The organism is Kitasatospora sp. NPDC043949 (assembly GCF_056435365.1).
Window position 1 is genome coordinate 70096 of the sequence record NZ_JBWKEQ010000030.1, and the last position, 19777, is coordinate 89872.

Consider the following 19777-nt stretch of genomic DNA (forward strand, 5'->3'; position numbering starts at 1 on the left):
CAGAGACAAGCCAGGTGGTGGCGCAGGGCGGCCGGAGGCGAAACGATTCTCTTGGGTACTCGAAACGTTGCGGTGAAGTCCCGCAGAACACTTCTGGTCCGCACCGGGCACGGCTCGGCGGGTGCCGCCTCCGTCCCGGGCCTGCCGGAGCTCCCGGCGGACGCGGCGGCGGACACGATGGCGCACGTGACGGCCGAGGTGACGGCGGCCGGGATGGCGGCCGGGGTGACAGCCGCGAGGGCGGCCGGGGCGGGGCCCGAACGGCCGCCGATGCCGCTGGACCCGCCGGACCTCCCGCCGCAGATCCCGGCCGAGGCGCCGACAGCCGTCCTCCCGGCGGTGCCCGCTCCGCCGGTGCGGCCGCCGGCCGTCCCCGCGCCCAACTACCCGGAGCCGCCGGCCGAGTCGCCCGCCGTGCCGTCTGCCGCCCCCGCGTTCCGGCCGCTGTTCACCGACGCTCCCGGCCTCAACTGGGCGGGCCCCGGCGACAGTTGGACCAGGGCTTGGGCCGTGCAGGAGCCCGCCGAGGGCGGTCCGGCCCAACTGTCGGCCCCGCTGCCCGCCCCCGACCGCAGCGCTCCCGACCGCAGCGCCTCCCCCGTCGAACAGCCGCTCACCGTACGGGACGTCGAGCTGATCCGGGCCAGCCTGGCGGTCGTCGAGCCGGTCGCCGACCGCGCCACCGCGCACTTCTACGCGCTGATCTTCCTGCACCACCCCGAGGTCCGGGCGCTCTTCCCGGCTGCCATGGACGTCCAGCGGGACCGCCTGTTCCGCGCGCTGCTGGCCGCCGCCCGCGCCGCCGACGACCCGGCCGGCCTGCGCGTCCACCTCGGCGCGCTCGGTCGCGGCCACCGCCGGTACGGCACGCTGACCGGCCACTACGGCCCGGTCGGCGAGTGCCTGGTACAGGCGCTGGCCAGGTACGCGGGCAGCCGGTGGGACGCCGAGACCGAGCTGGCCTGGCGCCGGGTCTACCGGCTGGTCTCCTCGATCATGATCGAGGCCGCCGAGGACGCCGCCCGCACCTCGCCGCCCTGGTGGCAGGGCGAGGTGGTCCGGCACGAGCGCCGCACCCGGGACGTCGCGGTGATCACCGTCCGGCCGGACCAGGCGTACCCGTACCGGGCCGGGCAGTACACCAGTCTGGAGACGCCCTGGTGGCCGCGGGTCTGGCGGCACTTCTCGTTCGCCTCGGCCCCCCGGCCGGACGGGCTGCTGACCTTCCACGTGAAGGCCGTCCAGGCGGGCTGGGTGAGCAACGCGCTCGTCCACCGGGCCGTGCCCGGGGACGTCCTGCGGCTGGGCCCGGCGGCCGGCACGATGACTGCCGACCACGTCGCCGGCGCGGACCTGCTCTGCCTCGGCGGCGGTACCGGCATCGCGCCGATCCGCGCGCTGGTCGAGGAGGTGGCCGAGCGCGGCACGCCGGTCGGCGCCGTCGACGTGTTCTACGGGGCCCGCCGCGCCGCCGACCTGTACGAGCTGGACGGGCTGGACGAGTTGGCCCGGCGGCTGCCGTGGCTCACGGTGCGGCCGGTGCTCTCCGGCACCGGGTCGGCCGAGGGTGCGCTGACCGGCGAACTCCCCGAGGTGGTGGGCCGGTTCGGGCCATGGGCCGGGCGGGAGGCGTTCCTCAGCGGGCCGCCCGCGATGGTCCGCCGGGGCGTCGGGGTGCTGCTGCGCTCGGGCGTGGCGGCCGAGCGGATCCGGCACGACCTGGTGGGCGACCTCGCGGCGGGGTGATCGGGCGGCGGGGTGATCGGGTGGCCCCGGCGGGAGAGTCAGCCGGGATCGGGAGTGGCCAGCGGGTCAGCGGGTCAGCGGGTCAGCGGGTCAGCGGGTCGGCGGCTCAGCCGGTCAGCCGAGGTCCGGGGCGAGCAGCGCGCGGACGCCCTCGATGTTGGCCGCCAGGTACGCCCGCAGCCGGGGCGGGACGACGTTGACGGAGGTCACCCCCTCGCGGGTGAACGGCAGCCGGACCACCTGGTACTCGCCGTTGGGCTCGTCCACCTCGGGGCCGTGCCGCCGGCTGAGGTCCATCGAGGCGAGCCGGCAGGCGAAGAAGTGCTGCACCTTGACCCCGTGCGGGTGGAGCAGGGTGCCGTCGTCATGGTGCGTGTGGCTGATGGTGTCGACGAAGGCGGGCACCACGTCGACGATCTTGCCGCCGAGTTCCTCGTCCACCTCGCGGTGCAGCGCCTCGACCACGGTGCGGTCGCCGCGCTCGACCCCGCCGCCGGGAGTGATCCAGTACGGCTGGGGCGCGCCGGGCCGGACCCGCCGGATCAGCACGATCGAGGCCGGGCCGTACGGGTCGTCCGGGTCGAGCTCCAGCAGGATCGCCCGCGCGGTGCGCTTCACCACCGGGCGGGGCGGCGGGGTTCGGTTGTCGGGGCCCATGGCGACCTCCGGGGCTGGAGCGTTGTGCGGGAGTCTCCCGCGGGACGGTCCGGCCGAAACCCGCCCGAACCGGTGCGTCCGTTCGGGGGCGGGGAGTAACTGCGGATAGATCTTGGATAGCGAAGGTGAATCTTGAACTGATCTTCCAAATATTGGTCGATTCTGATTCTCACCTTCGAATCGAAGGATTTTGCCGAGTGATCGGTGTAAGAGTGATTGCAGGGAGGTCATCCCTGTGCTGCAATGAGCCACTATCGGGCAGATCGGAGGGCTTCGCTCCGGATGCCCTTTCTGTGCATTGACTCGGGCTGGGGGATGGACGTGGCCATGGATCAGATCGCAGAGCCGTCCAGGACGGTCCGCACCGGGCGCGTCACCAGGTCGCCGACGCCCACCTCGCCGCCCGGCAGCCCGCCGCCGTCCACCTCGCCGTCCACCTCGCCGGGCAAGGGTCGCGGCCCCACCCTGATCGGCTCCGTCCAGCGGGCGCTGCGGCTGCTGGAGGCCGTCGGGGGATTCCGGCAGGGCGCCACCGCCAAACAACTGGCCCGCGCCGCCGGACTGCCGCTCGGCACCGCCTACCACCTGCTGCGCACCCTCACCCACGAGGGCTACCTCCGGCGCTCCGACGGCCGGTTCTTCTACGGGGAGTCGGTCAACGGCATAGGCCGGGCCGACGACCGGCAGTCCGACCGGCACGACCTGCGCACGCGGATGCAGCGGTTACGGGACGAACTCGGGGCCCCCGTCTACTTCGCGCTCTACCGGGACGGCGAGATCCACGTGGTGGACGTCGCCGACGACCCCGGCCGCCCCGCCGTCCAGCCCTGGGCCGACCTCCGCGCCACCGGCCACGCGCACGCCATCGGCCAGTGCCTGCTCGGCCAACTGTCCGAGGAGGAGCGCCGTGACCACCTCGCCCGCCACCCGCCGGTCGGGCTCACCCCCTCCACCGTCACCGGCGAGGCCGCCGTCCTGCGCCGGCTCGCCTCCCTGCGACCGACCATGCCCGTCCTGGAACGTCAGGAGTACGCGCTCGGCACCGTCTGCGCGGCCGTCCCCATCACCGTCGGGCCGATGGTCGCCACCATGGCCCTCTCGTTGCCCGTCGAACAGGCCGACCGGCTGACCGTCGTCGCCGGCCAACTGCGGCGCAGCGTGGGCGCGATGGGCCCGTCGTTCGTCCTCTGACGCTCCTCGCGCCGGCACGGATCCCGTTCGTTCACCATTTGAAAAAGCACACCTTGTCCACTACGTCCCCAAACATGGACGATGGTGACCTAACGGGGATTGGTTGCACAAAACCGTCAGAAAGCGCCCCGCACCCAGCAATTGACGATCCCGGCCCCGCGCCCGAAGCCCCCCCAGCCCTGCCCCCACCCCCCCACCCCACGGCCCACCCGGCCGGCCCCACGAGAGGTACTGGCGCCATGCAGCACAGCACAGTCCAGGGACACCTGGTGATGAACCTCGTGGTCTCGCACGAGCTCTCCTTCCGCATCGTGGTGGACCTGGAGTACGAGCCCGACGACCCGTACGCCGTCCGGTTCACCTTCCACCTGCCCGGCGACGAACCCGTCACCTGGGTGTTCGCGCGCGAGCTGCTGCTCGACGGCATCAGCCGGCCCTCCGGCGAGGGCGACGTGCACATCCACCCGGTCGGCGAGGAGCTCACCGAGGTCTGCATCGTGCTGCACTCCCCCGAGGGGGACGCCCTGCTGCGGGCCTCGGCGCCGCCGCTGGTCGCCTTCCTGGCACGCACCGACCGGCTGGTGCCGATGGGCCAGGAGATCACCGGGCAGGAACTCGACGCCGAGCTCGCGGACATCCTCCGGGGATGTGAGAACGCGGGGTGAGCGGTGGCCGCGCCGCCGCCACCGACGAAGGGGCCCGCGCCGGGTGAACCACCCGGGCGCGGGCCCCTCTCGTGTTCGGCCTGACGGTGTTCGGCCTGATGGTGTCCGGCCGCCTCGTGACCGGCCGGGTCGGGTTCGGCCAGTCGGTGCCCGGCCACGGCCGAGGTCAGTCGTCGTCCAGGGCCAGGTGCAGCCCCCACGAGACCAGGCTGATGATCAGCGAGCCGAGCAGCGCCGGCACGAAGCCCGTGACGTTGAAGTCCAGGTGCAGCTTCCCCGCGGCCCAGGAGGTCAGCCACAGCATCAGGGCGTTGATCACGAAGGTGATCAGCCCCAGGGTGAGGATGAACAGCGGGAACGAGAACAGCTTGACCAGCGGCTTGATCAGGAAGTTGACCAGGCCGAAGACCAGGGCGACGGCGACCACCGTCAGGGCCTTGTGGCCCAGGTCGGCCTTGCCGCTCGCGAGTTGGATACCGTTGACGATCCAGGCGGCGACCCAGATGGCCACCGCGTTGATCACTGTCTTGATGAGGAAACCCTTCATGACGCCCAAGCCTGGCAGGCCCCGCCGTCCCGGGGGAAGCTCTCCTCGGACATGTTGGCGCTCCCGCCGGACATCCTGGCTCCCCCGGTCCGGTGCCCGTGGTGTTGAATGCCCGTGGCCCGCACGGTGGATGGACGAAGGAGGGGAGTAGCGGTGAAGCTGTTCCGGTTGGACGAACTGGACGTCGAACGCGCGGCGAACGACGGCGCGTACCTGCGCTTCCTGCGCGAACCGCGGATGTCCGCCGGGCTCTACGCGCTCTCCCCCGGCGACACCGACCCGCAGACCGCGCACGACCAGGACGAGATCTACCAGGTGATCAGCGGTCGCGCCGAACTGACCGTCGGCGCCGAGACCGCCACGGTCGGGCGCGGCACCGTCGTCTACGTCCCGGCCGGCACCCCGCACCGCTTCCACCACGTCACCGAGGAGCTGCGGGTCCTGGTGGTGTTCTCCCCGCCCGAGGGCTGACCGCCCGCGGACCGACCGTCTAGGGTCCTGGGCATGAGCAAGAGCCTGACGGAAGAACTCTGGGCGGCCATCGAGCCGGTGTACGCCGAGATCCTCGCCCACCCCTTCATCGGTGGCCTCACCGACGGCACCCTGCCGCGTGCGGCCTTCCGCCACTTCGTCGTCCAGGACTCGCACTACCTGCGCGACTACGCCCGCGCGCTCGCCGTCTGCGCCGCCAAGGCGCCCGGCGAGGAGGACGTGCGGGCCTTCGCCGACGACGCGGTCGGCGCGCTGGCCGCGGAACAGGGCATGCACGCCGAGTTCCTGACCGCCTTCGGCGGCAGCGCCGAGCAGGCCGCCGCCGAACCGGTGCTGCCCACCACCCGGGCCTACACCAGCTACCTGCTGGCCACCGTCTACGGCGGCTCCTTCGCCGAGGCCGTCGGCGCGGTGCTGCCCTGCTACTGGATCTACGCCCGGGTCGGCGAGGCGCTGCTCGCCCAGGGCTCCCCCGACCCGCTGTACGCCAAGTGGATCGCCACCTACGGCGACGAGGCGTTCCAGTCCGTCGTCCGCCGGGTGCTGGCGCTCACCGACCGCCTCGGCGAGGAGATCTCCCCGGCCGAACGGCGCCGGGTCGTCGAGCACTTCACGACCACCTCGCGCTACGAGTGGATGTTCTGGGACGCCGCCTGGCGCGGCGAGCGCTGGCCGGTCTGACCGCTGGTCGCAGGGGGTGCGGGGCCCTTGCCGGGGGTCGTCCCCGAGGTCCGCACCCGGGTCTCCCCGGGGCCCCGGGTCGGGGTGATCTAGGGGTTCTCTCCGGGCCGACGGGCCTCGTTCCGGCACTCGTGTCCCCGTACGATCGAAGTACCGAAAGCAAGCGGGATGCGGCACCGGACGGCAGCCGACCCCACGGGGAGAGAAGGAACGGTCATGGCTGAGCTCTGGAAGTCGCTGCCCTCCTGGGTGCGGAACATCGTCATCCCGGTGCTGGTCCTGGTGCTGCTCTGGAACATCGTGGGATTCGTCTTCGGTGTCGTCGGCGCCCTGCTGAGCATCATGATCAAGGTGCTGGTCGTCGCCGGCATCGCCGCCGCCGTGGTGGTCCTGGTGAAGAAGGCCGCCAAGGGCTGAGCAACCGCCCGAGGCCCGGCCCCCGTCCAGGGGGCCGGGCCTTCGGCGTTCCTGGCGCGGGGTCCGGCCGGCCGGAGGCGTGCTGGACCTGCGGCGATCGGCTCGCTACGGTGTTGGGCGTCATGTGCAGGCAACACCGCCTGCCGACGCGGGAGCTCGGAGCACCGGGCTGAGAGGGCGCTGACCGGGACGTCGACGGACGGACCGACGGCTGCGTCGACCGCAGGAACCTGACCGGGTAATGCCGGCGTAGGGAGTATGAGGTCAGATGACCACGTTCGAAGCACAGCCGCAGCCTGCCCGCAGCACCGGGAACAGCGGCACCGAGGCCGGCAGCACCGAGGCCGCCACCGCCACCGCCACGGCCACCGTCACCGCCACGGCCACCGTCACCAGCGCCGGCACCGGCTACCCCACCCCGGCCTGGCGCAAGGCCTACCGCGAAGGGTCCCGGCCCGACCTGCGGGTCCCGTACCGCGAGGTGCAGCTCACCAACGGCAGGACCGTCCCGCTGTACGACACCTCCGGCCCGTACACCGACCAGGCCTACGAACCCGACGTGCGGCGCGGCCTGCCCGCCCTGCGCGACGCCTGGATCCGCCAGCGCGGCGACGTCGAGGAGTACGACGGCCGCGAGGCGCGCCCCGAGGACGACGGGATCAAGCACACCTCGCCGCGCGGCGGAAACCTGCGCAACCTGGACGCCGTCTTCCCGGGCCGCCCGCGTCGCCCGCTGCGCGGCCGCGGCGGTGCCGCCGTCACCCAACTCGCCTACGCCAAGCGGGGCGTGGTCACCCCCGAGATGGAGTTCGTGGCGCTGCGCGAAGGCCTCGCCCCCGAGTACGTGCGGGCCGAGGTGGCCCGCGGCCGGGCCGTCATCCCGGTCAACGTGAACCACCCCGAGGTGGAGCCGGCGATCATCGGCACCAACTTCCTGGTGAAGATCAACGCCAACATCGGCAACTCCGCCGTCACCTCCTCGATCGAGGAGGAGGTGGAGAAGATGACCTGGGCCACCCGTTGGGGCGCCGACACCGTCATGGACCTCTCCACCGGCCGCAACATCCACACCACCCGCGAGTGGATCCTGCGCAACTCCCCCGTGCCGATCGGCACCGTGCCGCTCTACCAGGCCCTGGAGAAGGTCGACGGCAAGGCCGAGGACCTGAGCTGGGAGGTGTACCGGGACACCGTCGTCGAGCAGTGCGAGCAGGGCGTCGACTACATGACCGTCCACGCCGGCGTCCTGCTCCGGTACGTCCCGCTGACCGCCCGCCGCAAGACCGGCATCGTCTCGCGCGGCGGCTCGATCATGGCCGCCTGGTGCCTGGCGCACCACCAGGAGAACTTCCTCTACACCAACTTCGAGGAGCTCTGCGACATCCTCGCGCACTACGACGTCACCTTCTCGCTCGGCGACGGCCTGCGCCCCGGCTCCATCGCGGACGCCAACGACGAGGCGCAGTTCGCCGAACTGCAGACCCTCGGCGAACTCGGCCGGATCGCCCGCGAGCGCGACGTCCAGGTGATGATCGAGGGCCCGGGCCACGTCCCGATGCACAAGATCAAGGAGAACATGGATCTCCAGAAGGAGATCTGCGACGAGGCGCCGTTCTACACCCTCGGCCCGCTCACCACCGACGTCGCCCCCGGCTACGACCACATCACCTCGGGCATCGGCGCCGCGATGATCGCCTGGTGGGGCACCGCGATGCTCTGCTACGTCACGCCCAAGGAGCACTTGGGCCTGCCCAACCGCGACGACGTCAAGACCGGCGTGATCACCTACAAGATCGCCGCCCACGCCGCCGACCTCGCCAAGGGCCACCCCGGCGCCCAGGACTGGGACGACGCCCTCTCCGACGCCCGCTTCGAGTTCCGCTGGGAGGACCAGTTCAACCTGGCCCTCGACCCGGAGACCGCCCGCGCCTTCCACGACGAGACCCTCCCCGCCGAACCCGCCAAGACGGCCCACTTCTGCTCCATGTGCGGCCCGAAGTTCTGCTCGATGAAGATCAGCAAAAGCATCACAGAGCTGTACGGTGACAAGGCCGTGGACACCCAGTACGACGCCGAGGCCCTGGCGGGCATGCAGGCCAAGTCCGAGGAGTTCGCGGAGCAGGGCAACCGGGTCTACCTCCCGCTGGCTGACTGACACACCTGGCCTGAGCCCTCTCCCGATGCTTGGGGGAGGGCTCCCAGGTTCTTTCTTCCCCGTCCTTCGACTGCTTCATGAGCGTGGGGGCTCCTCGGCGGGCCACCTCGACAAGACTTCATAAGTCGGGGTGTCGATGTACCAGCTTGGCCGCTCAGGATCCCAGCGAGCACCGAGGGCAATGGCCTCGTCCTTCTCGCCGTGGGGGACCCTCAGCCCGACCCTGCCCCTGGGGGCCGGCAGGCGGCTGGGGTCACCCTCTCGCGGAGGCTTGAACCAAGGTGACTGGCTATCCACGCCTGCGGGCTCGCCGGTCTCCTTGTGGATGAAACCCTCTCGCGGAGGCTTGAACCATGGCGATGGTCCGGACGCGTTGGGAGGCTGGATGGGGGACTCCTCCGCTTCCTCGTCGATAGCGCTCTGCCAGAGGTCGTAGAAGCCTGGCAAGATTTCTTCTGGAGTCGTGCGTAGGTGCTTGGTGCCTAGGACTTCCACCAGTGCCTCGACGACGTGCCAGGCTGGTAGACGAGTGCTGGAGAACGCGTCGTAGATGGTGCTGCGAGAAATACCGGAACCATCCAGGGTACGGACCATGCCGGAGAGCGGCATCAACCCTGCTTCCTTGTGCAGCGTATGCAGGGCCTTGTTCAGCCTGCCATGACTGCCAGTAAGTTCCGGCTTGTGAAGGCGTCCTGCCCGCCCCATCCTGGCAGCTCCGATCCGTTTGAAACCGTTTGAAACCGTCCGCCAATCTTTGCAGTCGTCCGCCATCGTCGTGTCTCGTTCGAAGTTCTCGGGTGTCGTCCGCGGCTATCCAGGTCGGACCACCAAGGCGTCAGGGTGCTGCTGCTGCGTCCTCGCAGCGAACACTGCTCACCTCGGAGGGGCCGGATGAACAAGGGGCGTCGATGGGACGGTCGGCGACTTGCTCGCGTCGCCACGTTCGCCATGGTGCGTGGCGCTGGAACGGCTGTCGGAGGAGGTCTGGTTACGGCGGTGGCATGGTGGTTGCGGAATCGGTAGCACGGCCAACCTGGTAAGCGCCGCTCCGAGATCACGTGGAGGTGCTGCACAGTGATGCAGAGCTGCTCGCCCCGCTCCGCCGGGCTGGCGGAGCGGTCCCGCCCGGTGCCGAGTAGGTGCCTCACCCTTCGTGGAAGTCATGCATGTACTCGGCCATCTCGTGCTTGTTGTCCGTCATCTCGCGGATGCCTGTGTCGGCGCCGTCGAGCATGTTGGCGACTCCCATCATCACGTTGTTGAAGTTGCGAACGTGGATACGGTCTATGCCGTCGAGCGTGGGGTCACCGCTGTTACGCACCGGGTAGCGGAAGTGCTCAGAGCTTGGGTCCATGCCGTGCAGTTGCAGGAGCACTCGTTCGGCGTTGTCGAGGTCCGCGTTGTCATCGCCAGGGAACGAACGCTCCAGAAGAGGTCGTGCCTTGCGCCACAAGACCTCGATACTGTGGCTGCGCATCAACACGTGCGGCTCACCGAGGTACACGCTCGCAAGCTGAATCAATGACTTCAGCTGGATCTCGACGTAGTGGCGCCAGCACATGACGAATGGATAGATCATGGTGTCTTGGCCACTTCCGGTGGACACGATCCGATCTGCGATGACTTCTGCCGCCTCCGCATAGCCGCGGACGTAGCCGAGCCAGCGGTCCAGCGGCCAGTTGAGAAGGGCGAGGGATTGCCAGTCAGGCCCCTCATGCCGAAGGTCGGCCTCCACATGAGGCCATGCTCGGCGGTTGGTGAAGCTCATCGTCTTGTCAGCTGCGTCCATTCCGCGAGTCTCCTGGGACAAGCTGAGCAGCGCATCCGATTTCCTGCTTGCGGAGTCGGGTTTCCTGATCCTGGCGTGGACGGCCGTACCGGCAACTGCTGAAACCGACACGGCCGCCCATGTTCTTTCAGGCGTCCCAGGTACTCACGACAGGCTCCGGCCACTCCGTGGCCGTCGCTGCCAGATCGGCCGGCAGGAGGGTGAGAAGGGCGGACCGGCTGTCGGCGGCGGCCTTCAACGCGGCCTCCTGAGCCTCGTCTTTGGTGTTGAACATGCCCGCGCCTACGGCCTCGTTGTGGGGTGGCTCGCCGACCTCGCCGACCCACTGTGACGCGCCCGGCCATACCCGGACGTGGGTGAGCCGGGAAGGCTCCGGCAGGCCGGTGATGCCACGGGCGGCGGCTTCCTTGATCACGTCTTCGATGGTCATGCTTGGGCTCTCCTCATTTCGGCCAGTGCCGCGTCCAGTCGTGCGGAGCGGACGACGGTGGAAAGATCGGTGGCGGTGCGGGCATACTGATCGGCTTCGTCCTGGGCGCCCTGGCGGTAGAGCACCGTGGCCAGTTGGGCGGTGTCGATCGCCTTCGAGCGGGCCCGGTTGGAGGTCTGGGAGTCCACGGCTCGGCGGAGTCGGGACACCAGATCGGAGACCGGCCTCCCCTTGACCATCGCGAGCAGGTAGAGGGCGTGACCGGTCTCGCCGTGCAACTTGTGCTCGGTGAAGTACCACATCCACCGTGGCTCGCTGCGGAGATCGGTGACGCGGCTGTAGATCGATTCCGCAAGCGCGATCTGTCGCATGACCTCGGGCTCGTCGCCTCGGATGGCGTACGCCTGGGCCTTCACCGCGGCGATCATCGCGAGCGCGGACAAGGGCACGTTGCCCGTCGCCATGTCGGCCAGGGCGACGGCCTGATCCGGCTTGCGCTCGGCGATCTCCTGGCGGGCAAGGCCGGTTGCGACGTGGCACAGGAGTCCGTCGTCGCCGGCCTCCTGGGCTGCCTTGATGCCGAGGCCGAATGTGCTTCGTGCGGGAGCGCTCTGGCCGGCGTCGAACGCCGACCATGCGGCGAGGTCGGCGAGATTGGCGATCTGGCCGCACAGCCGGTCTCGGACGCGTGGTCCCATGGACGACTTGGTGAGGTCGACGACGCTCCGCAGCTCGCCGAAGGCAAGGTGGCGTGTGGAGAGTCCTCCGCTTCGCCGTTCCCACTCCTCCAAGGCGAAGGTTCGCTCTGCAATATCGTCAACGTCCTTCATTCCCAAGGAAGATGGGGATGGCAGCACGTCGGGCAGGATCGAAGCCAGGGAGACGGCCAAGAAGTCGCGGCGCTTCGACTCACTCACCTCCTCGCGGTCCCGCCGGGTCCTCTTCGAGAACAGTCCCAGCTCTGCGTTCGTGGCCACGCCGAAGACGCCACACAGAGCGTCGCGAACTTCCGCGTCGGGCCAGCTGATCACGCCACGTTCTAATCGGCTGATCACATTGGCGTCAATCGCCGAGTCTCTGCCTGTCGCGGCCTTGATCCGGGTGTTCACCCGCTTTGCTACGTCGCCTTGGGTCCACTCTCGCCCGAGACGAAGCCTTCGTAGCTCGTCGTTGGTCATCTGAGGCCCGTCTCTGCGGCGCCGCTGGTGGGGGCCAGACAGCCTAGTGAACTGCCTAGCGTCTGCCTACAGGATCGCCCTGTCTCTACCCGAACCGCAGGCGTTTGATGGTTCCCAGTCGCCCGGGGTGATGGGCCGGTTACGCCGGTGCTGTCGGGAAGGCCCCCGGGCGGCGTCATCCCAAGCTGACCTGCCATCACAGACCGGAGGTCGCATGTCCGTCAGCGTCAGCACAACGGTCACCGGCTCCGCTGACACCATGCTCATCGAGATTCCGATCGTGCGGCCGGACGACCTCGGGTGCCTGCTGGAAGTGCCGTGCCGCCCCGAATCCGCAAGGCTTGCCCGCCGGTTGGTGGTCGCTGCTCTGACGGCCTGGTCCGCTGAGGAGCTGGGCGACGTGGCCGAGCTGCTTGTGACTGAGCTGGTCGCCAACGCGGCTCGGCACACGGGCTGCACGCGGATCTCTATCTCGGTGAACCGTCAGACGGCGTCGGTGTGGGTGGGCGTCCGTGACTCCTCCTCCGAACTTCCGTGTCGCATGGACCCGAAGTCCGAGGCTGAGTCCGGGTACGGCCTGGGGCTGGTGGAATCCCTCTCCTCCCGCTGGGGAGTGGCCTGGGCCCCGCGCGGCAAATGCGTTTGGTTTGAGTTGCGGACGGTGAAGTCGTGACCGACGAGCGCAACCCGGTCGGCGGACGTCACCGGGGCGAACACCGTGATCCTGTTGGCGCGGTGCTGACCGGCATCTGGGCGCTTGGCAACGTGGTGACCGTGTTTCTCCTCGGCACCGCCGTGGTGAGCCAGATGGACTCTGAGCACTCCGGCCCGATGCAGATGGCGTACTCCGTACCGGACCGCGAACCGCCGGCCTGAGCCCGGATCTGTTACAAGACTCCCGTCCCGGCCAGTCACCCCCGGTGGCCGGGACAGGTTCCACACCGCACCACCCAGAACCGACCGAGGAATGGAGTTCGTATGGACGTGACTCGTGGGTCTTTCGTCACCCTCGACGGTCTCAGCGCGAGCGGGAAGACCACCGTCGCGCCGTTGGTCGCCACCCTTCTCGGCGGCGTTCACCTCACGGACGACGCCTTGCCGACGTTCCCCCGCATGCGCGCGGAGGTGGACGCTACCGGCATCCTGCCGGCCCGGTTCCACTGGTGGATGATGGCGAACCACATCAAGTCGGAGACGGCCCGGACGCTCACGGAGAGCGGCCGGACGGTGGTGGTCGAGTCCTACTTCCCGCGCACCGTCGCCACGCACCGGGCCATGGGGCACGACTGCGCCCCGGAGTACCCGAGCCGGGCCCTGGTCCCGAACGCGGCGATCCTCCTGGAGGTGGACGAGCGGGTTCGCCAGGACCGCCTTCGTCGGCGGGCCGAGCGCGGGACGCTCAGCTACTGGCACCAGCGGGAAGAGCCGAACGTCGCCGAGAGCACCCGCGTGTACCGGGCGCTCGGCCTCGTCCGGGTGGACGGCACCGACCGCACGCCGGAACAGGTGGCCGACGTGATCGCCGATATCGTGCGCTCGCATATCCCGAAACCTTGCATGGAAAGGTCAACGTCCCATGACCGCAACTGAGTTCGAAGCGAAGATCCTCAACGTCGAGCCGGAGAAGATCCGCGTGCTCCTGACCGAGGTTGGGGCTGAGCACGTGATCGACCGCTTCCAGCGCCGCTACGTCTACGACATCCCCGGCCGGTTGGGTGCGTGGGTCCGACTGCGTGACACCGGCACCGACGTCACGCTGTGCGTCAAGGAGATCCGCTCCGACGCGATCGACGGCGTGACCGAAACGGAGACGAGCGTCGGCGACTTCGACGCCACGAACACTCTCCTCGGCAAGCTCGGCTACCAGCCGAAGGCGTACCAGGAGAACCGCCGGTCCTCCTGGACGCTGGGCGGCGCGGCCGTCGAGATCGACCACTGGCCGCTGATCCCCCCGTACCTGGAGATCGAGGGCGACAGCGTCGAACACGTCCATGCGACTGCCCTTGCGCTCAAGCTTCCTCTGGACGAGCTGACGAGCGAGAACACGACCAAGGTCTACCGCCGGTACGGGATCGACATCGACGCGATTCCCCGGCTCACGTTCGAATGATAGGAGGCGAGCCTTGTCAGTTACCCAACGCCCGGCAGTCCGGGTCGTCCGGGACAAGACCATCCGCATCAAGGTGATCGACGACTGCGGGTTGGCGTGCACGTTCTGCCACAACGAGGGAACGCCGGTCACCGTCGACAATCAGGGCCGCGCCGAACTGCCCTTCGTCGCGGGCCCGGGCAGGACCGGGCGCGTGTCGATCTACAGCGAGACGAACGGTGTCGGTTTCCTCGCCGCCAGAATGGCCCCGGACATGTCCTTCCGGCGGGCGGTGCGAACCGTGGCGAGGGCGTTCGACGCCGACGAGGTTCACCTCACGGGAGGGGAGCCGACCCTCCACACGGAGGTGCCCGCGCTGGTCGCGGTGCTGTCCGGCATGGGGTTGAGCGTCGGGATGACCAGCAACGGGGAACGCGGTCGGCAGGTGATGCCGGAGTGCTCGGCGGCCGGCCTCAGCCGGGTCAACGTCTCGGTCTTCGGCACCACCGCCGAAGAACTCCAGGCCGTTCAGTCCGAGCGTTTCAGGTCGGCGGGCCTGGCCGAGACGAAGATCCGTGCAGCGGAACAGACCGTCCGGTCCGCCGTTTCCAACGGCGTGAAGGTCTCCGTGAACATCGTCGTTCCCGGAATGGCCCACGTGGACCGGGTCGTCAACCTGGTCGAGTCATACGGCCAGTTCGCGGACGTGCGGATGCTCACCAGCATCCAGGACGGAGCAGAGTCGATCGCGGCGATCTCCGAAGTGCTGACCCGGGTCGGCGCGGAACCGGTGCTTCGGACGTTCACCGCCGGCACCTCCGACGAGCGCACCCTGTACCGGGCGCTCGGCGGCCGGGCGGTCTACGTGAAGCGGCTGCTGCCTGTAAGGCTCCCGGACACCTGCGCGTCGTGCCGGTTCAACAACGACACGGACTGCCAGGAGGGCTACTACGGCATCCGCCTGTACCTCACCGACCAGGGCGAGTACATGCTCGGCGTCTGCATCCAGCGCATGGACCTCTGCGTCCCCGTGGCCGAACTGCCGAAGAGCGGGATCGAGGAAGAGGTGCGGGCTTTCAAGGATGCCGAAGTCCGGCGGCTGAACAGCCAATACGGCGCCGCCGCCTGATCGACGGCGCGGCCTGGAGAACTTCATGAGCGCGCCGGGCCACCCCTGACCTTGGCAGGACGGGCTCTGCTCGATGAAGGTCTCCCAGAAGATCTGCGACGAGCACGGCGACGGTTCGACGGCCGTGAACACCGAGTTCGACGCCGAGGCGCTGGCCGGGATGGCCGCCAAGTCCGAGGAGTTCGCGGCCTCGGGCAACCGGGTCTACCTGCCGCTCGCGGACTGACGCTCCTGCGCATCGGCGAGCCCTCTCCCGCATGCCGGGGGAGGGCTCGCTGCGTGATCGGGCCGGCACTGGCTTCTGCATTTTGCAGCTAGTGGTGCTAGAGTGCAGATATGACGGCACTCACCATCCGAGATGTCCCGGACGACCAGATCCAGACCCTGAAGGTCCGCGCGGCCCAGGCCGGCAAGTCGCTCCAGGCATTCATGCAGGACCTGATCGCAAGAGAAACGTCCAAGCCCACGATGGCGGAGATGATGGAGCGGCTGAACCGGGAGACCACCGCTCGCGTCAGCGCCGCCGACATCGTTTCTGCCATTGACGAGGGGCGAGCCGGGCGTTGATCGTCATCGACTGCTCCGCTCTGGTTCTGGTCCTCACGGCCCACAGCTCGAACGGAGAGCTCATCCGGAGCCGTGTGGCCGAGGCGGGGGACGTCTACGCCCCCACCCTCCTGGACTACGAGATCCAGTCGGCCCTGCTCGGCATGCAGCGTGGCGGCAAGTTGACCGAGAAGGAGGTGGAAAGAGCGGTCGTCGCCTACCGGATGCTTCCCATCGCCAAACGGGAGACGCTGCCGTTCTGGGACAGGGTGAAGAAGCTGCACGCCAACCTCAGCTCCTACGATGCCCAGTACGTGGCCCTGGCGGAAGCCCTCGGCGCACCGCTGGTCACGAGCGACGCGAGGATCAAACGCAGCGGTGCGGCAAAGTGCGAGGTTGAGGTCTTCGCCGCGAGCCATCCCTGACTGACGCAACTCTTCGTAGTGGCGCGGCGTCCCGGCGTCCGGCGGGGCGGGGCGGGGCGGGTCAGGCGAGGGCGGGGGCGGGTTCGAGGAGGACGGTGGCGCGGTCGGCGGTGAGGATGCCGAGGATGTAGCCGTCGTCGTCGACGACGGGCCAGACCGCCATGCGCTTGACCCGCATCGCGATCGCGGCCAGGGCCAGGCCCAGGCCCGGCCAGGCGAACGGGCCGCGCTGGTGCGCCGTGGCGCTGATCGAGGTCCGCTCGGTGGTCCGGGGGTGCTCCAGGAAGGTGTGGAGCCCGGTGCGGGTGACCAGCCCCTCGCACCGGCCGTCGTGGCCGCGGACGAGCAGGTATTCGACGTGGGCGCCGCGCAGGATGTCGTTGGCCTGGTCGACGGTGCTGTCGTCGGCTATCTGGTACTCGCAGGGCTCCATCGCGTCGGCGACCGTGAGGCCGTGGCCGGTGCGTGCCGCCTGCGGGGTGTGAGTGGTCACGGTGGTCACCGCTTCCCGTCCCCGGGTGTCCGGCCGGAACGGCCCGGACGACCCTTCACCCAGAACGAAGCCGGAACGGGTACCGGGATGCGGAATGCCCTGGATGTCTTCGAGCCTACTCCTGTGACGGCAGGCCCGCCGGGGGGTGCCGCGGAGTACCGTTGGGAGACAACCGAGGACATTCCGTATACCGGTACCGGCGCTGGTGTCGCCCTGGGTCATGACAGGTCCTTGCGGACCGGACGGGCGGCTTCTGATGCTGCCGATCCCCCTCCCCGTTCCCACCACTCCCGGGCCGTGGTCCGTGCCCGGAGTCCCGCTGCTGCCACGTCTGGTGCTGGAGCCGACGATGGCGCGGGGCGGGGTGTTCGACGGTGCCTGGTGGCCGCGTTCGAACCGGGTGCTGGCCGAACTGCCGGACCTGGTCACCGCGCTCGGCGCCCACCTGGGGCGCATCATCCGGGTGGGCCTGGACACCTCGGCCTGGGACGGCGTGCCCCGTTCCGTCGTGGTGAACGGCCTCCTGATCAGGATCAACTGGCTCACCAGCAGCAGCGCGACGATCAGCGTCACCCGCGGTTTCCAGGACCACTTCCTCCTCTTGGTCGTGCCGCCCCGCACCGACCCGGAGACGGCCTCCACGGCCATGGCGGCGGCGTCGGCGACCGGCAACCGCACCCCGGCGGCCGAACTCCTGCTGGACTGGCCGGGGTTCGGGTGTCAGGTGACGTCGTCGGGGCTGGTGAAGGCGGGGCTGGTGTAGCCGGGGGCGGTGAAGTCGGGGGCCGGGGTGGGGACGGCGCCGGGGCTGGTGAAGTCGGGTGAGGTGTAGTCGGCGGTGGGGACGGGGCCCGGGCTGGAGAAGTCGGGTGAGGTGTACCCCGGGCTGGTGAACTCGGGGGCGCCGGCGGGGACGGCGGGCAGGTGGGTGTGCAGGTAGGGGAGCAGGCCGCGGTCGCGCAGCGCGGTGCGCCATTCGCGGCGGGCGTCGGCGAGTTCGGCGGCGAGTTCCGGGTCGGTGCCGGCCGGGGCGGCGGCGCCGCCGTCGCGTATGGCGGTGAGGACGAGTCCGATGATGCCGATGGCCATTGCGGCGACTCCGGCGGCGAGAGCGACCCAGCCGGCGGTGACGAGGCTGCGGGCGAGGGTGAGGTCGGGGTTGGCGGCGCGCAGCAGGTAGCCGATGAGCAGCAGGACCAGGGCGGCGGTCCAGGCGAGGACCGGGGTGAGCACGGTGAGGACGGGGAAGAGCCCGGCGCCGCCGTTGGCGGAGCGCAGTTGGGTGAGCAGTCCGGGGGCGATGGGTTCGGCGCCCGGGGGCGGCGGGGGTGTGGTGCGTAGGGTCTCGCGCAGCCGGGTGTAGTGCGTGTACTCGGTGGCGGCCGCGGCGGCGATGGCGTCGGCGTCGCGCAGGGCGCGGACGCGCAGCTGGTCGGTGGTGAGCGCGCCGGGGGCGCGCAGGGCGGTGAGGACGGTGTGGTCGCGCAGGGCTTCGGCGAGGAGGCGCTCGTATTCCGGGCGGTCCTCGGCGAGCAGCGGTGGGGGGTTGGTCATGGGGACCCCGTTCATGCGGACCCCGGTTCGCTCCGCCCCAGGGGCCGCGGGACCCTCAGGGGCGCCGAAACGGGCGCGGAGGCGGGCCGCCGGACGGGCGGCCGGGTGTGGTGTGCCTCATGTTAGGGGCGGGCGCGGCCGTGCTGACAGTCGGTTTCCGGAATTTCGCGCCCCGGCCCGCGCGCGTGCGGTGGCCCGGGCGCCGGGAACACCCGTTCGACCGACCCCGGTCCGCGGGCCTCAGTTGACGGGGAGTCGGGCGACGAGCAGGCGCCCTTCCATGGTGACGCCGCCGTCCATGGCCACCGCGAGGTCGTCGGCGTAGACGTAGGGGCCGGGGATGTGCGGCGGCTGGCCGTCGTCGGCGTGCACCGCGCCGGTGAGGTACGGGATGGGGCTGTGCCCGTGCACGATGCGGGTGCCGCCGTAGGTGTCGAGGAGTTCGTGGACGGCCGTCGGGCCGGCGTCGCCGCGGAAGGCGAAGCGCTTGGTGAAGCGGCGGAAGCAGTCCCACCACTCGTCGACGCCCTCGTCGGCGAGCAGGCTGTGGACGGCGTCGTTGACGTCGGGGATGGACTCGCCGTACTCCAGGTACGCGGTGGTGTCGGAGTGCAGCAGCAGGTGGCCGTCCTCCAGCGCGATGGCGGGCAGCCGGGAGAGCCAGCTGATGTGGTGGCCCTCCAGCCGGTCCAGGTCGTGCTGCTGGCCGCCGTTGAGCCGCCAGGCGGCGAGGAAGGAGGCGGTGCCGGCGGTGGACTGGACGGGTTCGTCGCCGTACCGGGCGGCGCCGAGGAAGAGCAGTTCGTGATTGCCCATCAGGGCGCGGCAGTAGCCGCCGGCGGCGGCGGCTTCGGCGGCGAGCTGCATCACGAGGTCGATGACGCCGATGCCGTCGGGGCCGCGGTCGGTGAAGTCGCCGAGGAACCAGATCCGGGAGCGGCCGGCGGACCAGTGGCCTTCGGCGTCGATCAGGCCCTGGTGGCGCAGCTCGGCGCGCAGCTCCTCCAGGTAGCCGTGCACGTCGCCGACGACGTAGAGCGGGCCGGGGGGCTCGCCGGGGCCGGGGGCGGGGTACGGGTAGCTGGGCGCGGAGGGGTCAGGCAGCGGCGGGCCGAGTTCGATGGTCGGCGGGTCGTCGCGGCCGGGGGTCTGGTGGGCGTGGTCCTGGTGGGCGTGGTCCTGGTGGGCGTGGTCCTGGTGGGCGGGGGACTGCTGGTCGGGCAGGGCCGGCTCGTAGCCGGGGTGGTCCTGGTGGGAACCGGCGTGGTCCTGGTGAGAGAAGAGCGGGGCGTTCTCCGGGGCGTGCACGGTGTGGTCCTGCCCGTCGGCGGGCCAGTGCTGCTCCAGGTAGCGGGCTCCGCCGTAGCCGCTGTAGGTCTCCGCTTCGTACGGCGTGCCGGGGTAGCCGGTGGCGGGCTCCGGTTCGTAGTAGGTGCCGTACGGCAGCACGTCGAGGTCCGGCTGGTGGCGGGGGCCTGAGTCGGGGTGTTCAGGCCCGGGGAAGCGGTCCTCGGGTGTCATTCGCCCATCATAGGAAGACCACTCTCCCGGCGTCGTCACCTGGTGGGTATCCAATCCTCCGGAGCGTCAGCC

The 19777-nt window shown here is 70.1% G+C and carries 25 protein-coding genes; 16 read left to right on the plus strand and 9 right to left on the minus strand.

What is annotated here, in order from left to right; translation table 11 throughout:
- The first annotated feature begins 72 nt into the window (after positions 1-72).
- Positions 73-1746, plus strand: a complete 1674-nt coding sequence (locus tag AC07AL_RS23855) for a globin domain-containing protein (RefSeq protein WP_478318100.1) — start codon at positions 73-75, stop codon at positions 1744-1746.
- 114 nt (positions 1747-1860) lie between these two features.
- Here AC07AL_RS23855 and AC07AL_RS23860 read toward each other — a convergent pair whose 3' ends face one another.
- Positions 1861-2403, minus strand: a complete 543-nt coding sequence (locus AC07AL_RS23860; RefSeq protein WP_363581602.1) for an NUDIX domain-containing protein — start codon at positions 2401-2403, stop codon at positions 1861-1863.
- A 327-nt stretch (positions 2404-2730) separates the two neighbouring features.
- On the opposite strand from AC07AL_RS23860, the gene AC07AL_RS23865 reads away from it, so the two are divergent.
- Positions 2731-3594: an IclR family transcriptional regulator gene (locus AC07AL_RS23865; protein WP_363628020.1), complete on the plus strand. Its 864-nt coding sequence runs from the start codon at positions 2731-2733 to the stop codon at positions 3592-3594.
- A gap of 239 nt (positions 3595-3833) precedes the next feature.
- On the plus strand, positions 3834-4259 hold the full coding sequence (locus AC07AL_RS23870) for an SsgA family sporulation/cell division regulator (protein WP_363581598.1): 426 nt from the start codon (positions 3834-3836) through the stop codon (positions 4257-4259).
- A gap of 166 nt (positions 4260-4425) precedes the next feature.
- Here the strand turns inward: AC07AL_RS23870 and AC07AL_RS23875 are convergent, their stop codons facing one another.
- Positions 4426-4806 (minus strand): phage holin family protein, encoded by a 381-nt coding sequence (locus AC07AL_RS23875; RefSeq protein ID WP_363581596.1) that lies wholly within the window; start codon positions 4804-4806, stop codon positions 4426-4428.
- A gap of 153 nt (positions 4807-4959) precedes the next feature.
- Between AC07AL_RS23875 and AC07AL_RS23880 the strand changes: the two genes are divergently transcribed.
- The 4 genes from AC07AL_RS23880 to thiC all read left to right on the plus strand — a co-directional run bounded on the left by AC07AL_RS23880 (position 4960) and on the right by thiC (position 8551).
- Entirely contained in the window at positions 4960-5277 is a 318-nt protein-coding gene (locus AC07AL_RS23880) for a cupin domain-containing protein (RefSeq protein ID WP_363626245.1), read from the plus strand.
- A 33-nt stretch (positions 5278-5310) separates the two neighbouring features.
- A complete protein-coding gene (gene tenA / locus AC07AL_RS23885) occupies positions 5311-5979 on the plus strand; it encodes a thiaminase II (protein WP_063348422.1) in 669 nt (222 codons plus the stop codon).
- Between the two features lie 216 nt (positions 5980-6195).
- A complete protein-coding gene (locus tag AC07AL_RS23890) occupies positions 6196-6396 on the plus strand; it encodes a DUF5326 family protein (protein WP_063348421.1) in 201 nt (66 codons plus the stop codon).
- Between the two features lie 268 nt (positions 6397-6664).
- Entirely contained in the window at positions 6665-8551 is a 1887-nt protein-coding gene (gene thiC, locus AC07AL_RS23895) for a phosphomethylpyrimidine synthase ThiC (RefSeq protein WP_478318104.1), read from the plus strand.
- 75 nt (positions 8552-8626) lie between these two features.
- On the opposite strand, the gene AC07AL_RS23900 is transcribed toward thiC, so the two are convergent.
- The 4 genes from AC07AL_RS23900 to AC07AL_RS23915 all read right to left on the minus strand — a co-directional run bounded on the left by AC07AL_RS23900 (position 8627) and on the right by AC07AL_RS23915 (position 11948).
- Positions 8627-9322 carry a DUF5710 domain-containing protein gene (locus tag AC07AL_RS23900; RefSeq protein ID WP_363628022.1) on the minus strand — a complete coding sequence of 232 codons (696 nt, stop codon included), beginning with the start codon at positions 9320-9322 and terminating at the stop codon, positions 8627-8629.
- Positions 9323-9695: 373 nt separating this feature from the next.
- Positions 9696-10340: a hypothetical protein gene (locus AC07AL_RS23905; RefSeq protein ID WP_363628023.1), complete on the minus strand. Its 645-nt coding sequence runs from the start codon at positions 10338-10340 to the stop codon at positions 9696-9698.
- A 127-nt stretch (positions 10341-10467) separates the two neighbouring features.
- Complete coding sequence (locus AC07AL_RS23910) at positions 10468-10770, minus strand: hypothetical protein (RefSeq protein ID WP_363628024.1); 303 nt, start codon at positions 10768-10770, stop codon at positions 10468-10470.
- Positions 10767-11948, minus strand: a complete 1182-nt coding sequence (locus AC07AL_RS23915; protein WP_363628025.1) for a helix-turn-helix transcriptional regulator — start codon at positions 11946-11948, stop codon at positions 10767-10769. Before AC07AL_RS23915 ends, AC07AL_RS23910 begins: the two co-directional genes overlap by 4 nt.
- 214 nt (positions 11949-12162) lie before the next feature.
- On the opposite strand from AC07AL_RS23915, the gene AC07AL_RS23920 reads away from it, so the two are divergent.
- From AC07AL_RS23920 to AC07AL_RS23955, 8 genes are all read left to right on the plus strand, one after another.
- Positions 12163-12621 carry an ATP-binding protein gene (locus AC07AL_RS23920; RefSeq protein WP_363628026.1) on the plus strand — a complete coding sequence of 153 codons (459 nt, stop codon included), beginning with the start codon at positions 12163-12165 and terminating at the stop codon, positions 12619-12621.
- Positions 12618-12824 (plus strand): hypothetical protein, encoded by a 207-nt coding sequence (locus tag AC07AL_RS23925; protein ID WP_363628027.1) that lies wholly within the window; start codon positions 12618-12620, stop codon positions 12822-12824. Before AC07AL_RS23920 ends, AC07AL_RS23925 begins: the two co-directional genes overlap by 4 nt.
- Positions 12825-12926: 102 nt before the next feature.
- On the plus strand, positions 12927-13538 hold the full coding sequence (locus tag AC07AL_RS23930) for an AAA family ATPase (protein WP_363628028.1): 612 nt from the start codon (positions 12927-12929) through the stop codon (positions 13536-13538).
- The gene (locus AC07AL_RS23935) at positions 13525-14058 is read left to right on the plus strand and encodes a class IV adenylate cyclase (RefSeq protein ID WP_363628029.1); all 534 of its coding nucleotides are present in this window, start codon (positions 13525-13527) and stop codon (positions 14056-14058) included. The genes AC07AL_RS23930 and AC07AL_RS23935 overlap by 14 nt, the downstream gene beginning before the upstream one ends.
- 13 nt (positions 14059-14071) lie before the next feature.
- Positions 14072-15166, plus strand: a complete 1095-nt coding sequence (locus AC07AL_RS23940; RefSeq protein WP_363628030.1) for a radical SAM protein — start codon at positions 14072-14074, stop codon at positions 15164-15166.
- A gap of 73 nt (positions 15167-15239) precedes the next feature.
- Positions 15240-15392: a thiamine biosynthesis protein ThiC gene (locus tag AC07AL_RS23945; RefSeq protein WP_363628031.1), complete on the plus strand. Its 153-nt coding sequence runs from the start codon at positions 15240-15242 to the stop codon at positions 15390-15392.
- Positions 15393-15502: 110 nt separating this feature from the next.
- Positions 15503-15733, plus strand: coding sequence for a FitA-like ribbon-helix-helix domain-containing protein (locus AC07AL_RS23950; RefSeq protein WP_363581588.1), 231 nt, complete (start codon positions 15503-15505; stop codon positions 15731-15733).
- On the plus strand, positions 15730-16137 hold the full coding sequence (locus AC07AL_RS23955) for a type II toxin-antitoxin system VapC family toxin (protein WP_363581586.1): 408 nt from the start codon (positions 15730-15732) through the stop codon (positions 16135-16137). Before AC07AL_RS23950 ends, AC07AL_RS23955 begins: the two co-directional genes overlap by 4 nt.
- A 61-nt stretch (positions 16138-16198) precedes the next feature.
- Here the strand turns inward: AC07AL_RS23955 and AC07AL_RS23960 are convergent, their stop codons facing one another.
- Complete coding sequence (locus AC07AL_RS23960; protein WP_363581584.1) at positions 16199-16630, minus strand: CBS domain-containing protein; 432 nt, start codon at positions 16628-16630, stop codon at positions 16199-16201.
- Between the two features lie 256 nt (positions 16631-16886).
- Between AC07AL_RS23960 and AC07AL_RS23965 the strand changes: the two genes are divergently transcribed.
- Positions 16887-17393 (plus strand): DUF5994 family protein, encoded by a 507-nt coding sequence (locus AC07AL_RS23965; RefSeq protein WP_363581582.1) that lies wholly within the window; start codon positions 16887-16889, stop codon positions 17391-17393.
- On the opposite strand, the gene AC07AL_RS23970 is transcribed toward AC07AL_RS23965, so the two are convergent.
- Positions 17351-18184, minus strand: a complete 834-nt coding sequence (locus tag AC07AL_RS23970) for a hypothetical protein (RefSeq protein WP_363581580.1) — start codon at positions 18182-18184, stop codon at positions 17351-17353. The two genes, AC07AL_RS23965 and AC07AL_RS23970, sit on opposite strands and share 43 nt — an antisense overlap.
- Positions 18185-18424: 240 nt before the next feature.
- Positions 18425-19705: a metallophosphoesterase gene (locus tag AC07AL_RS23975; protein WP_478318110.1), complete on the minus strand. Its 1281-nt coding sequence runs from the start codon at positions 19703-19705 to the stop codon at positions 18425-18427.
- Between the last annotated feature and the right edge of the window lie 72 nt (positions 19706-19777).